Annotated in this window: 10 protein-coding genes; 2 read left to right on the top strand and 8 right to left on the bottom strand. The window is 71.0% G+C overall.

Features of this window, described 5'->3' with window-relative positions:
* Positions 1 to 34: 34 nt before the first annotated feature.
* The 4 genes from AB0F88_RS22905 to AB0F88_RS22890 all read right to left on the bottom strand — a co-directional run bounded on the left by AB0F88_RS22905 (position 35) and on the right by AB0F88_RS22890 (position 7133).
* A complete protein-coding gene (locus AB0F88_RS22905) occupies positions 35 to 1162 on the bottom strand; it encodes a GNAT family N-acetyltransferase (RefSeq protein ID WP_362687360.1) in 1128 nt (375 codons plus the stop codon).
* Positions 1163 to 1683: 521 nt separating this feature from the next.
* Positions 1684 to 4176: a sigma factor gene (locus tag AB0F88_RS22900; protein ID WP_362687358.1), complete on the bottom strand. Its 2493-nt coding sequence runs from the start codon at positions 4174 to 4176 to the stop codon at positions 1684 to 1686.
* 201 nt (positions 4177 to 4377) lie between these two features.
* Positions 4378 to 6168, bottom strand: a complete 1791-nt coding sequence (locus tag AB0F88_RS22895) for a substrate-binding and VWA domain-containing protein (RefSeq protein ID WP_362687356.1) — start codon at positions 6166 to 6168, stop codon at positions 4378 to 4380.
* 335 nt (positions 6169 to 6503) lie between these two features.
* Positions 6504 to 7133, bottom strand: a complete 630-nt coding sequence (locus AB0F88_RS22890) for a hypothetical protein (protein ID WP_362687354.1) — start codon at positions 7131 to 7133, stop codon at positions 6504 to 6506.
* Positions 7134 to 7296: 163 nt separating this feature from the next.
* On the opposite strand from AB0F88_RS22890, the gene AB0F88_RS22885 reads away from it, so the two are divergent.
* Entirely contained in the window at positions 7297 to 8070 is a 774-nt protein-coding gene (locus AB0F88_RS22885) for a DUF4184 family protein (RefSeq protein ID WP_362687352.1), read from the top strand.
* Positions 8063 to 8977 carry an RNA methyltransferase gene (locus AB0F88_RS22880; protein ID WP_362687349.1) on the top strand — a complete coding sequence of 305 codons (915 nt, stop codon included), beginning with the start codon at positions 8063 to 8065 and terminating at the stop codon, positions 8975 to 8977. Before AB0F88_RS22885 ends, AB0F88_RS22880 begins: the two co-directional genes overlap by 8 nt.
* 41 nt (positions 8978 to 9018) lie before the next feature.
* Here the strand turns inward: AB0F88_RS22880 and AB0F88_RS22875 are convergent, their stop codons facing one another.
* From AB0F88_RS22875 to AB0F88_RS22860, 4 genes are all read right to left on the bottom strand, one after another.
* Positions 9019 to 9831, bottom strand: a complete 813-nt coding sequence (locus tag AB0F88_RS22875) for a hypothetical protein (RefSeq protein ID WP_362687346.1) — start codon at positions 9829 to 9831, stop codon at positions 9019 to 9021.
* A gap of 664 nt (positions 9832 to 10495) precedes the next feature.
* Positions 10496 to 10891 (bottom strand): RidA family protein, encoded by a 396-nt coding sequence (locus AB0F88_RS22870; protein ID WP_362687342.1) that lies wholly within the window; start codon positions 10889 to 10891, stop codon positions 10496 to 10498.
* 123 nt (positions 10892 to 11014) lie between these two features.
* On the bottom strand, positions 11015 to 12850 hold the full coding sequence (gene atzF, locus AB0F88_RS22865) for an allophanate hydrolase (protein ID WP_362687340.1): 1836 nt from the start codon (positions 12848 to 12850) through the stop codon (positions 11015 to 11017).
* Entirely contained in the window at positions 12834 to 14447 is a 1614-nt protein-coding gene (locus AB0F88_RS22860) for a hypothetical protein (protein ID WP_362687337.1), read from the bottom strand. The genes atzF and AB0F88_RS22860 overlap by 17 nt, the downstream gene beginning before the upstream one ends.

The raw sequence follows: 14447 nt of genomic DNA, 5'->3' as shown, positions 1-14447 counted from the left end.
CCTGGCGGGTGGTGTGGTGATGAACGGGAACGGGCTAGCCCACTCCCCATGGTTCCTTGACGACCGGGGTGCCTGATTGGTTCTGCGCAGGGGAGCGCATACGGCCGAAACCCTTCAGGACACGGTCGGCAAGCCTGTACAAATTCGGGCGATCCGTAACGATCGTTCGTGCCTTGTTGACCGGGGTGCGGCCGATCCAGTGGACGGCGGCGGCCGGGGAGGGACGCGATACGCGACCTTCCGCGACGAAGAGGTCACCGCTTTTCAACCAGCTCTTGTACTCGCGTCCGCCCTTGCCCATGTCGACCTGCTGCAGCCCGGAGTTCGCGGCGTGCTCGGCCATGTGCAGGTGGTGCATGATGCCGGGGGAGTAACGCGCGAACTCGGTGTCGTAGGCCGGGAACCAGCCCACCAGGGTCGTCGCCGTCCGGAGGCCGAAGTGGCCGGCGACGGGCCTGTCTCCGGCGTAGACCATGGTCAGGACGCCCGCGAAACTCTCGGACCTCGCCGCGTGCATCTCGTCGAGCAACTGGACGATCCACGGCTGGGCGAAGCGGTCGACCCGGCCGGTCCTGCGGTACTGGTCGGACTTCCAGTTGGTGAGCGTGCGCAGCGTGCCCGGGTCGGCCGAGTACCACTCGAAGCGGATCTCGCCCTGCTCGCGGCCGAGCTTGCGCTCCTTGTAGCGGACCGTCTTGAGGTTCTTCGGCGAGTTGGCCTTCACCTGCTCGATGTAGGTCTCGAACCCCACGCTGAGGTCCATCACCGGAGCCGGTCGCACGTCCGACTCGTACGGCGCGAACGTCGGCTGGCCGGGGACCAGGTGGTCGAAGTCGAACACGGAGAGCTTGCAGGCGCGCAGCAGGGTCCGGACGTCCAGCTTGAGGCCGGGGACCGAGATCAACCCGTGGCAGGTGGTCAGGAAGCCCCCGAGAGGCTTGCCGATCCCGAAGCTGTGGCGCTCGTAGGGGAAGAACCCCACGATCTTGCCGCCGTCCTGGATGACCGCGACACGGACGTAGTCGCGCAGCCGCCCCATGGCGAGCGTGAACTCCACGGAGAGGAAGGGGTTGTCCAGCGACGGATCCGCCACCTGCAACTCCCGCCATCGTGAGATCTCGGGCTCCCCGAGGTCCTCCGGGCGAACGATGACGATGTTCACCTTGACCTGGCCCCCTGTTCGGTCTGCAAGCTCCCGCTCCCCCGATACAACACGCGTAGTACGTATATGAAGCCGCCGAGCACCGCAATCGTCGCGACTCCGGCACGGGGCGACCATGCGTCAAAGGTAAGCATGGCAGCGGCCAGGAGAACGTTCACAACCAGGCTCGCTGCCGCACCCACTGATAGTGCCGCAAGCGGGTCACGATCACGCAACAGTCCTACCACTGCGGCGCCCGGAACAACCAACAGGAACAGGGGCGTAAGGATCAAGCGTAACGGAGTGTCGATGTCGGCTAAGGCGATCACGGCTCCCGCGACACAGGCGAGAGTGAGGGCCCACTTGAGCCCCCTGCGTTTGATCGACATCTCCGAGCTCCTGGTTGGTAATGACGTGACTGATCGCGCTCTTCATGTGACCAATCACTCAACATGGACGTCAATGCCGACGCTCGGCACCAGTCCATGGTTTACCTGATCCACGGGAGAAGTCTCGGTGTTAGGTAAAACGAGATGCGGGAATCAGCCCGTCGCCTCCTCGGAGCTCGCTCCGGCGGAGGGAGTGGGAGTCGGATCGGGAGCCGGCTCGTCCTGAGGCGTGGAAGCCTCTGATTCAGGGCTTTCCCAGGAAATCGCGCATCCGGCGTTGCCTCCGGCGGACCTGAACGCGACCCGTCCGGCGCCGCTCTCCGACGGGTCCTTGGCGGTGACCCAAATCACGCTGCTCGCGCCCGCCCTCAGCTGCCCTCGCGCGGGGTGGACGTCGAGGCCGCCGGAGGTGGTCGCCGACCACGAGACCGTGGCGGTGCGGGCCGAGAGCCGGATCTGCCCGGCACCCTCCCCGATGTCGCCCGGACACGAGACGCTCAGCCGTCCGGCCGCGGGGGGCCGGGCGGCGGTGCGGGTGGGGCGGGGCCGCCCCGCCGTGGGCGCGCGGCTCGGTGCCGGTCGTGCCGCGGTGGCGGTCGGGGCGGCGGGAACGGGCGCCTCGGTCCTGCGGCTCCGCTTCGGCGTGGGCGTCGGCGCGGCCTCCGCCTCCGGATCCTCCGGCAGCGGGTCGGGCTCCGGCTCGGGGCCGGGCTCCAGCGTGATCAGCGCGGGCTCCGTCCCCGGCGCGGTCTGGGGGTCCCTCAACGCCCCTCCGGCCAGGTCCTGCCCGCCCACCACGACCACCGCCCCAGTGGCGGCCAGCACGCACACCACCGCCAGCAGCACCGGCCCCCTGCGCCCGCGCTGCCGCCGCCGCTGCGCGGGCGGCGTCTCCGTCCTCCGCTTCCTTTCGCCGGGGGCCGGCGGTGTACGCCGGGCCCCGGGGTCTTCCGCCGGCGGCGTGCGTCGTATCCTTGGAGCTTCCGCCGGTGACGTGCGCCAGACCTCGGTGCCGCCGGCCGGCGGGGTGGGCCGGGCCTCACCGTTCTCGGGGGACTCCCCGAGCCACGCCTCGTCGGGGGACGACGCGGACCACGGCTCGCCGGCCGCGGATGACGCGGGCCACGCCTCGTCGGGGGACGACGCGGACCATGATTCGCCGGCCGCGGATGACGCGGGCCACACCTCGTCGTCGGGAGACGACGTGCGCCAGGCCTCGCCGTCCGCGTAGGGCGGTGTGCGCCAGGTCTCACCGTCCGGGGACGGCGCCGGTGACACCTCGGCGTTCGCGGACGGTGCGGTGCGCCACGCCTCGCCCTCCGCGGGGGGTGCCGGCCAGGCGTCGGGGTTCGTCGTCGGCGCCGGCCACGCCTCGGCGCTCACCGCCGGTGCCGGCCAGGCCTCGACGTCCGCGGGGGGTGTCGCGTGTCGCGCGTCGGCGTCCGAGGGTCGTGACGCGCGCGGGGTCCCGGCGTCCGTCCACGGGGCCGCGTACCCGGGCCCGCCGTCCGCCGGCGACGCCAGCACGTACCTCGGCGCCGTCCCGATCTCGGGGCGGCGCGGCCCGCTCTCCGGGGAGCGTGTCCCGGTATCCGCGTGTCCGGCCCGCTCCTCCCCGTACCGGGCCTCCGTCCCGGCCGGCCAGGCCCTCGTGTCCGGATGCGACGTTCCGGGGTCCGCGGGGGGCGCCGCGTGCCGGGAACGGGTGCCCTCGGGGGGCGTGGTCCCCCCGCCCGAGGAGGGTTGCTCGTCGCGTGCCCGCCTGCCGCCCGCGCCCTTCCTGCCGCCCCACCGGCGGCCCCCGGAGCGCCGTTCGGCCGCGATGGGGAAACCGGCCTTGTCGAAGCCGTTCCCGGCGACGATGGCGGCGCGGTCCTCGCGCGCCTCCGGATTCACGCAGGTCTCGATCACCCGGCGGCGCAGGGAGAGCGGAGGGTAGGCCAGGGGGACCAGGTCCAGCAGCCGCCCGGCCGAGACGTGCCGGTCCCTGCGCTCGACGCAGACCTCGCAGCGGCCGATGTGGGCCGACAGCCGCCTGCGCAGCAGCGTGGTGAGGGGGCCCTCCCACGAGTCCACCATCGCCGACAGGTCGGGGCAGTGCGCCCGGCCGACCTTGGCGAGCACCACGGCGGCGGCCGCGTTCTCCAGGTGGTCGCGGGCCCGGCCGAGCCTCGCCGTGACCTGGCGGGAGGTCAGCCCCAGCACCGCGCCGACCTCGCCGCTGCCGAGGTCGTGGCGGAGCGACAGCTCGAGCACCTCGCGCTCCTGCCCGCTCAGCTCCGCCATCACCTCGTGGACCAGGGCCGCCAGTTCCCGCTCGCCCGGGTCGTCGTGGACGTCGGGCGGCGCCGACCCCCGCGGGCCGCCGCGCCCCTCGTCCGCGCACCGGATCCGTACGAGCGCGTACAGCCACGCGCGCAGGCGGCCGGGCTCGCGCAGGCGGTCCACTCCGCCCTGGGCCGCGACCAGGGCGTCGTGTACGGCACCGGCGGCGGCCTCACGGTCGCCCAGCAGCGAGTGGGCGTAGTCGTTGAGGCGTTCGGCATAGGAGTCGTAGAGGCTCGCCGGCGCCGTTGTGTCGGCACGCCGCAGCGCCTCAACGAGTTGTTGATCGTCGGTTCGGCCGACGGTCGGCCATCCGGGCACGGACATTCCTCCCCCGCGAGACGGGCTCGTTCACGGGTTTCACCACTCACCCGTTCCAGCCCACACGCGTAGGACGCCACCTCCCGGCAACCGGTTGACCAAAGGGGTTGATTTCATGCCGACACGGTATGACCTGGGAAAACTGCTACGGCTGGTGCCAATGTGACACCAGCCGTACAGGGTGAAGGTGAGGGAGGAGGGTCAGTCGCAGTTGGGGGCGCAGAGCCGGCGCTTCATGCCCTCCAGGAAGAACTTCCTGACCTCCAGGACGTTCTTGGCGATGAACGCGTCACCGGCGGTCGCCTTGGCCAGAGCGTCCATCTGGCGCTTGCCCTTGGGGGCGTCGGGACCGAAGGCGATGATCAGGACGCTGACCGGCTTCTCCGGGTCGAACTGGTCCTTGAGCCGCTTCAGGATCTGCTGGTTGCTGATCCCGCCGTCCGGGTCGTCGTTGCCGGCGCCGTCGGTGAGGATCAGCACCGTGTTGATCTTGTCGCTCTGGTACTCCTTGGTCATCTGCGCGTAGGCGGCGGCGAGGGTGTCGTTGAGCCCGGTGTCGCCGGTCGACTTGGCCCGGGTCGTGATCAGCCTCTGGTTGATCACGTCCCTGCGCAGGACGCCGTTCATGTCCTCGGTGAGCGGGCCGACCGGGACCGTCTCGCGATAGTCGACCCCCTGGCCGTTCAGATGGGTGGAGAACTCCCACAGCCCCATCTCGCTCTTGGCCGGGAAGAGCTTCATGCCCTCGACGGCGATCCTGCTGATCGCCTGCATCCGGGTCAGGCCGGTACCGGGCACCGGGAGGGCCATGGTGCCCGAGACGTCGAGCAGGGTGACGAGCCTGGTGCCCAGCTTGATCCGGGACCAGGTCTGGGACATCCTCGCGACGGTGTTGCCGTCGGGCGGCTCGATCGCCTGGGGGGCCTTGGCCTGGAAGCCGTCGGAGCCGGAGATCGCCTTGCCGCCCTTGCCGTCCGGGGTGCGGAACCCCTGCTCCTGCAGCGTCTTCCTGGACGCCTCGCTGCCCAGCTCCTTGCGGAACGCCTCGGCGGCCTTGCGCACGGCGGCGTCCTCGGCGGTGACCACCACCGGGTAGTCGAGGTTGATGGTCCCCTCGGCCGGATAGAGCGGCACGGCCGGGACCTCGGGCTTCTTGGCCTTGTTGAACGCCCAGATCCCCTGCTCCGAGGAGATGCCCAGCGGGACCTTGCTGCCCTTGACGCCGAGGCTGGCCAGCAGCGCGTCCTGGTCGCGGACCGTCGACGTCGACCCCGACAGGCTCTTGAGCGCGCCGACCAGCTGCTCCTCGCCCGCGCCCGAGGCCGTGGCCACCCCGGCGGCGGCCAGGAGCGCGCCGAGCCCGGCGGCGTTGAGCGAGGGATCCAGCACGAGGACGCGCACCTTGCGGCCGGGACCGTCCACGTTGGCCACGTTGGCGGCGTTGATCATGCCGCCCCAGCTGGCCTCGCCGAAGCTCTTCTTCAGGTTCGGCACCACCGAGCCGGAGGCCACCATGACGATGGGGGAGTGGGCGATGGACGCGCCCGCCTCGGGCACCTCCTGGTTCCTCGCCCGCAGGTTCGTCACCCACAGTTTCGAGTCCGGGATCCACATGTCCATCGCGGTGGCCTTGCCGCCGCTGAAGGAGGAGGCCACGGTCGCCGAGGCGCCCTTGGTCACCGTGACCGTGGCGCACCTGCCCTCGACGTCGTGGGCCGCCTTGTTGAAGCGCCCGGCGATCTGGGACAGGGCGGGCTGGATGTCCGGGGAGGCGGTGATCCGCACCGGGAGCGCCTCGCCCCCGCACGCACCGGCGCCGCGGTCGCGGTTGATGACCACGAACGCGGCGACGCCGAGCAGCACCGCGAGGGCGACGGACCCGGCCAGCGGGACCAGTACCTTGCCGCGGCCCCCGCGCCTGCGTCTGGGCTGCGGTTCCTTGTACGGGGTGTAGCCGTCCTCGAGTTCATCCGTCCGGTGACGTCCGCCCACGATGTCCTCTTCGGTGTCGATGTCATGGAGCTAGCGGGTCACCCTATCGGGAGGTCGTCCGCAATATTCACGGAACTGTACTTGGAATGGTTACTGGGGCAAAAAACGCATTTCGGTGTCGCTGTTACCGTATGTGTCGATCACTGAGCCCTGCGTCCGCAAGGTCCGCCGGCGACCGGCGGTGGCGGAGATCGCCTGGTCGGGCGGCAGAAACGACGGAAGACCGGCAACGGGGAAACGGCGACCGGTGGCCGGCGGAACCGGACGGCCCGCGACGCCGAAAGGCGATCGGCGGCGGACGCGGCGGTCGACGGCCGGAGGCCGGGGAAGGGTGATCAGTGGCAGCAGGAGTGCCCGCGCCACGCCCTGAGCCCCTCGCGCGCCGCCACCGCCGCCAGCAGAACCGCCATGGCGGGATCGATCCACCACCACCCGGCGGCGTTCAGCGCGAGCCCCGCCAGCACCCCCGCCGCGAGCAGGGCGCACAGGAGGTTCTGCGTCCCCTCGCCCGCGGTGGCCGCCGAGTGCAGCCGCGCGCCCAGCCGCCGCTTGGCCATTCCCAGGAACGGCATGCCGACCACGCTGGCCGCCGTCACCACGATCCCGAGCACGCTCGGCACGGCCCGGTGGCCCGCGTCCAGGTCGTGCGCCACGTGCAGCACCAGGTAGGGGGCGAGGATCCAGAAGCTGATCGCCACCGCCCTGCGGGCCCGTGCCTCGGCGTGCGCGGACCCGGTCCTCGCCCCGGTGAACCGCCAGACCACGATCAGGCTGGCCGCCGCCTCCACCAGGGCCGAAACGCCCCAGCCGATGAGGGCGACCGAGTGCGCCCCCAGACCGGCGGCGATGCCGAGCACGCTCTCGACGCCCAGCCAGACCAGGGTGGCCAGGGAGAGCGTGCGAGCCCTGCGGGCGTCACGCAGCCACTCGGCGCTCGGCGGCGCCAGCACGATCTGGTCGGTCACGACGGCCTCCGGGTCCCCGTTCGACGGCGCTCGGTAATCTATACGTCGCAGAGTGTCAGAAGGCGGAAAGCGGCGAAGCTCCGAGCGGTGACGGCGGCGTGCTCCCACGGGGCGGGCCGTGTCGCAAGATTGACCTGTCCATCAGATCGTCGGAGGGAAATCCGTGCCGTTCACGCCCAGTCACGTCGCAGCCGTGCTGCCGTTGATCTCCTCGGAGCGAATACGCCGGTTCCTCGACCCCTGGGCCCTCGCGCTGGGGGCCATGGTGCCCGACCTGCCGATCTTCTTCCCGTTCCTGCCCGACTACATGATCTGGCACTCCCTCAAGGGCGTGTTCACGATCGACCCGTTCGCCGTCGTCGTGCTGCTCGCCGTCTTCCACCTGGTGCTCCGCGACCCGCTGACCGCGCTCCTGCCCCCCGCCCTCGCCGGGCGCGCCGCCTCGCTGACCCCCGGCATGTACGGGCTGCGGCGGCTGCCCGCCGTGATCGCCGGAGGCGTCGTGGGCGCTCTCACCCACAAGCTCTGGGACTCCTTCACCCACTCCTACAGCTCGGCCCTGTGGGGCTGGAGCTGGCTGGACGTCCGGGTGGCGGGAGTGATCTCCCTGTTCCGCCTGCTGCAGTACACCTCCACCGTGGTCGGCCTGGCGGTCGTCCTCTGGTGGGCCTGGCGCGGGCTGGCCGGGATGGAGCCGCGGCCGGTGCCCGAGCGGCTGCTCCTGCCCGCCGGTGAGCGGGCTGCCGTGCTCCTGGCCACCGCCGTGTCGATCCCGCTGGGCGCGGTCGCCTGGGCGGTGGCCTTCCCCCCGGGCAGCGGGGCCGAGCTCGTGACGAGGCTGGGCGCGGGGGTGGTCGTCGGCTGCTCCGCGATGCTGCTCGTCTACGCGCTGATATGGCAGCTCAGGCGGGTCATGGCAGTATTCGAGGGTGCCTGAAGCCATCGACCCCCACCTGGCCGACTACGCCAACCTGCGCGACGTCGAGCTGCGCAAGAGCATGGAGGCCGAGCACGGCCTCTTCGTCGCCGAGGGGGAGAAGGTCATCCGCCGCGCCGTCGCGGCGGGCTACCCCGTGCGCTCCGTCCTCCTCACCTCCCGCTGGGCCGAACCCCTCGCCGACCTCCTCGGCCCGCTCGGAGACCGGGTCCACGTCGTGGACGACGCCGTCATGGAGGAGGTCACCGGCTTCCAGGTCCACCGGGGCGCCCTCGCCGCCATGGAACGCCTCCCGCTCCCGTCCGTCGAGGAGGTCCTGTCCGGGCACGCGGCGCCGGAGGCCTCCGCAGACCCCGCCGGCCCCGTGACGCCCCGGCGGATCTCCGAGGACCTCGTGGGCCACGGTGACGCCGGGGGCTCCGGACGGCCCCCTCGCCGCATCCTGATCCTGGAGGACCTGGTCGACCACGGGAACGTCGGCGCGATCTTCCGATGCGCCGCCGCGCTCGGAGTCGACGCGGTCGTTCTCTCGCCTCGTTGTGCCGACCCTCTATATAGGAGGTCGGTCAAGGTGTCGATGGGCGCGGTCTTCGCGATCCCCTACGCCCGTATGGACGACTGGTACGGCGGGCTGGAGCGGATTCGGGCGGCGGGCTTCCAGACGCTGGCACTGACCCCGGAGCAGGCCGCCACCCCCATGGACGCCGTCGAGATGCGCGATCGGGTGGCGTTGCTGCTCGGGTCGGAGGGGGACGGGCTGTCCTCGCGCTGGTTGCGAGAGGCCGACGAGCAGGTGTGCATCCCGATGAGCCCGACCGCGATGGCGTCGGGCGTGGACTCGCTCAACGTCGTGGCCGCCGCGGCGATCGCCTGCCACGGGCTGATGCGAGACGTGTCCGCGCGCTGAACTCGGGAGCGACGGCGGTGACGCCTGTACGGGCCCAATGATCACTCACCCCCGGTCCCGGATCCCGCGTGGTGCGCCGGGGCGGTCTGCCCCGGGATCGCGTCGTCACCCGTGACCGGGCGGTGCGGTCCCGCGGCCGTCTCGCCCTGCTCTCCCGTCGTCATGACCGGAATTTCCGCGCTCTGTCCGCTGCCTGACGCCAGATTCGCGGAGAGAAGGGTCGTGGCGGTCACGTACGTGAGGAAAGCGGTCCAGAGGAACGGCGACCAGCCTGGGAAGGTGTAGTCGTTCCCTGTGATGCGAGCGGACCAGACGGCCAGTACGGCGATGACTCCCAGGCCGATCGCACCCGCCGACACAAGAACGAGGCATCCCACCACACGCGGCAGGTCCATCTCGTCCGAGACCAGCTTTTCGACCGTACGGAAAACCATGTAGCACGTGAAGAGGAATGCCATCAGGCAGGCGCAGACCAGCAGCAGGCCGAAAGCCGCCGCGACCCATGGATTGTGGGGGGCTTGATGAAGCCACGGCCACGCCGTCCGGATCCACCAGCCTCCTGTCGTGTCGATCGTGGCATAGACGAACGCGCGGCTGACCGGACCCGCCATCGCCACGCCCAAGACGATCAGAGGATAGACGGTCACCTTTATAAAGCTGTGTGGGCCGATGGCCCAGAACAGAATGAGGAGCATCAAGGCGATAAGGGAGCGGTCGACCCACACGGGGAGGTTCGTATCCATGACCATCGGCGGCGGGAGATAGAAGAGCGGGAGTGGGTCTTTCTCGCCTCGCAGGTACAGTGCGATCCCCTGCGGGTTGCCCTGGTAGATCTCCCACATTTTCCAGAGCACGTTGGTGGCGTAGAGAAGTATTATGTATCTCGCCAATCGCTCTCGTCGTGACGAACGATGTGAGTTGCCGTAGGAGCGGCGCGGAATCCAAATGAAACGGAACGGCCATGTCGCCAGACCTATCGCCAGGTCCGCCAATCCGCGTCTCCTGGGTGTGACACGGTCACGTTCTCTTGCGCCCCCCCAGCCTGTTCCACCCCGCCAGCCTGAGCGATTGCGCTTGCGTATTTTCGACCTTGGCACGTCGCCCCTCCGGCCCATGTCTCCAAGACCCTGATGACCATGCGCTTGAGCTCTTTCAAGAATATTGCGCCGGGCTGGTTCGTGGACGAGGAATATTCGACTCGGACCGGCCGGTAAGGCCGGGCGGGGCGCCGACGCGATGACAGACCTGCTCGCAGTAGGTTTACCGGCTCCGCGGGGCGTTTCTTTGCCGGATCACATTACGGGCGGTGAGCCGTGGGTAAAGTTCCGGCGTGCCGGAGGGCGCTTCCGGCAGAGGTCCGCGTCTCGGTGGAGTCGCACCTCTAAGCGATATAGAAAAGTCGCCATATGTAGGTAATTACGGGAATTGTCCCGTTTTGGTGAGCGACGGGTGACTCGCCCCTCAAGGTAGCGAAAACGACCCGGCCGGTACGGTCACCGGCAGCGGCCGAACGGATGCTCATTCGCGTGCCGCGGGGCGGCGCGCGTCCACCTCGATCTCGATCTTCATGCGAGGGTCGGCGAGGCCGCACACGAGCATCGTCGCGGCCGGGCGGACCTCGCCGAAACGGCGGCGCAGGGCCGGCCAGCAGGGCTCGAAGTCCTCGCGGTCGGGCAGCATGTACCGCACCCGGACAACGTCGGCGAACGAGCAGCCCGCCCTGGCCAGGGCCTCCTCGATGTTGCGCAGGCACTGCTCGGCCTGCTCGGCCACGTCGTCGGAGATCGTCATGGTCGCGTAGTCGTAGCCGGTCGTCCCGGACACGTGCACCCGGTCGCCGTCGACCACCGCCCGCGCGTATCCGATCCGCTCCTCGAAGGTCGAACCGCTCAGGATCGCGAACCGCTCAGTCATACGGCCAACCGTAGATCCCCCGGTCCGGTTCGCGCACGGTCCGTCTCCCGGGCCCGCGTCTCGGCGGGCGCGGGCCCGGACGTGCCGGAGCCGTCGCCGGTCCGGTGGGCCGGATCGTCGGGACTACGGCAGGGAGAGGAGATAGTCAGGCCAGCTGCCGTGGTGGCTGATGTCGGGGGCCTGCTCGGTGGCGTACGGCTCGCAGAGAAAGCCGTGCACCGCGCGTCCGTCGGAGAGCCGGATCGTGCCGAGGCCGAGGGGCGGGGTGGTCTGCGTCAGCAGGATGCCGAGTGCCGAGGTGCTCAGGTCGTACAGCTCGACCTCCACCTGGACGCCGCCGGAGGTCGAGCGGACCAGCCCCGGGCGAGGCATGTCACCGTCGTCCAGGGCGTAGAGGCGGTAGAGGGGGGCCGTCAGGGCGATCCCCAGGCCGGTGGCGCCGAGGGAGGTGAGCCGGCCGTGCAGAGGTTGGCCGGAGCGGTGCGCGCCGACCACGGCGAGCACCGCCCGCGCTTCGGCGGGGTGGGCGAGGGAGGCGGCCGGTCGAGCTTCTGGTGTGCGCGTGTCCGGGACGGGGACCGCGGGGCCGCCGGTCAGGCCGTGGAAGGCGGCGCCGAGACCGGCGAGGAGTTCGTCGGAGCCCGCCGGTCCCAGGAAGGTGAGGCCGTGCGGGCGGCCGGTGGCCGTCGTCCCGGCGGGCACGGAGATCCCGGCCAGGTCGAGCAGGTTGGTGAAGGTGGTGTAGTGGCCGAGGATCGCGTTGCGCTCGATCGGGCTTTCGAGCATCTCCGCGACCGTGAAGGTGGTGGGCACGGTCGGGACCGAGAGGACGTCCATCGAGGCCCACGCCTCCCGGGTCTCCGCGTCCAGCGCGCGCAGGCGGTGGAGCCCCTCGAAGGCGTCCACCGCGCTGAGCGCGCCGCCGCCGGACAGCACCTTCAGGGTGACCGGGTGGACCTCGCCGGGGTTGCGGGCCACGAAGCCGCCGACCGCGGCGAGCCGTTCGGCGAGCCACGGCCCCTCGTACAGCAGCCGTCCCGCGGCGAGGAACGGGCCGAGGTCGACGGGGACGAGCCGGTGGCCGAGGCCGGTGAGCCGTTCCGCCGCCTCCGCGAAGGCCGCCCCGGCGGCGGTGTCGCCGAAGAACTCCGGGTCGCGCGGCACCCCGATCCGCAGGGAGTACGAGGAAGGCGGCACCGGGCCGGGAACGGGAAGTTCCCGTGACCAGGGGTCGGCGGGCTCGAAGGCCGCGATGACCGAGAGGACGGCCAGGCCGTCGGCGGCCGAGCGGGCGAAGACGCTCGGGCAGTCCAGTGACGCGCAGGCAGGCACCACGCCGAGCGTGCTGACCAGGCCCCGGCTCGGCTTGACCCCGACGGTGCCGGTGAGCGCGGCGGGCACCCGGCCCGACCCGGCCGTGTCGGTGCCGATGGCGAACGAGACCAGGTCCGCGGCCACCGCCACCGCTGAGCCCGAGCTGGACCCGCCGGAGATCAGGCCCGGTAGCAGCGGCGACTCGCACGCGCCGTACGGGCTGCGGGTGCCCGACAGGCCGGTGGCGAACTGGTCCAGGTTCGTCTTGCCGACGAGGAGGGCACCCGCCGCGAGCAGCCGTTCCACCAGCGGCGCGCCGCGTGCCGGGACGTGGGAGTAGGCGGGGCAGGCCGCGGTGGTGGGCAGCCCGGCCACGTCCACGTTGTCCTTGACCGCGAACGGGACGCCGTAGAGCGGCGGGCGGGTGTCCGGGTCCGGCCAGCGGCGGGCCAGCTCGGCCGCGTCGCCGAGCAGGTCCGCCGCCGGGCGCAGGGTGATCCACACGTGGTCGTCACCCCGCGCCGCGATCCGCGCGAGCACCTCCCCGGCGACGTCGGCGGGGCGGGCCGCCCCGGAGCGGTAGAGGCCGGAGAGGCTCTCCAGGTCCAGGCGGAGCGTGCTGTCCGGATCAGGCGGAGGGTGCATGTGCCTTTCCTGTGTCGACGGGGCTCGCGGCGGTCGGCTCGGGTGCGTCGGCGGCGGCCGCCGTCTCGTCCGACGGCCTGGGCTTGAGGAAGATGAAGGCGAGCAGGATCAGCCCCGCGAAGAGGTACCCCAGCGCGACCTGTCCGTTGGCGTTCCACTCGACCCGTTCCCCGTGGATCAGGCCGACGAAGGCGAGGGCCGCGCCGGCGAAGGCGTACCCGGCGGCCCACAGGAACGACCGGTCGATGACGAAGGCCGTGATCGAGCCGAGCACCAGGCCGGCGAGCACGGCGCCCCCGCCGAGCAGGGCCGTTCCCTCGTAGACCGTCCCGCTTTGCGCGATCGTGTCGTACCCGACCTCCCGCGCGCTGGTCCCCGCGGCGGCGAGCGCGTTGTCCATGTAGCCCTGCGCCCAGGAGGCGATGTTGGGGATGATCGCGATCACCACGGCCACCGCGTGCGCCTTCGGCACCGACTGGAAGGCCTGGGCGCCGATGAGCAGCCCGATGTAGAGCAGGATCGGCACGATCGCGGGCGTCGGCAGCACCGCGCCGAGCAGCGCGAACATGCCGAGGAAGCAGAACAGCGCGATCACGACGCCGCTCGCCATCGAGTAGCTCGTACGGCCGCCCGCGGACTTCCACCCCGGGTGGCCGATGTAGACGGCGGGCGGGAACGGCGAGCCCAGCATCGAGCCGACCACCGCGCCCGCGCCGTCGGCCAGCAGCACCGAACGCAGGTTGTACGAGTCGCCCGCGGCGGCGGCGCTCTCCACGTTGCTCATGCCCTCGGTGAAGTTGTAGATGCCCAGGGGGATGGCGGTGGCCAGCAGCGGCGAGACCTGGCCGAGCCCTTCGAGCAGGCGGTCGATGTTCAGCGACGGCAGGCTCACCGCGATGTTCTCGGCGGCGGCGCCCACGTCGGCGGGGTTCATGTATCCGCCGATCCAGGCGATCGCGGTCCCGGCCAGGAGCGCGGCGAGCCCGACGGGGATGTTGCCCGGCAGCCTCAGGTCGGTGAAGAAGCCGACCATGATGATCACCAGTACCGGCAGCGCGATCCAGGCCGCCTCCCACATCTGCGCGGCGGGCCGCATCGAGATGAAGGCGATCGAGATGCCCGCCAGGGTGCCGAGCATCGCCGCCCTGGGGGTGAAGCGGCGGATGTACGGGCCCACGAAGGCGCCGATCAGCACGATGACGCCGATGATGAAGCACCAGGCCAGCCCCGCCGCCCAGGCCTGCAGGGGGTTCCTGGTCGCCAGGTAGGTCGGCAGCATGATCACGAAAACGACGATGAACATGTGCGGGACGCTGGGCCCGTACGGCATCGCGCACACGTCGGTGCGGTTCTCGCGGCGGGCCAGCCGCCGGGCGAGGTAGGTGTAGTAAACGTTGCCGATCAGGAGCTGGATGCCCATCGCCGGGAGGATGACGCCGAAGACGTCGGAGCCGGGCAGGTGGACGACCCCGAGGCAGAGGCCGCTCAGCACCAGCACGTTCACCATCACGTTGAAGCCGAGGCCGAAGAAGGCGTTGGTGTCGCCGCCGACCCACCAGGGGAGTTTGAGGCCGGCCGGGCCGGTTGTCGTGGTCAT

The sequence above is a fragment of the Streptosporangium sp. NPDC023963 genome, from assembly GCF_040639135.1.
In the GTDB taxonomy this organism is placed as follows: domain Bacteria; phylum Actinomycetota; class Actinomycetes; order Streptosporangiales; family Streptosporangiaceae; genus Streptosporangium.
The sequence above is the reverse complement of the archived record's forward strand: the minus strand, read 5'-3'. Positions and strand labels throughout refer to the sequence as shown.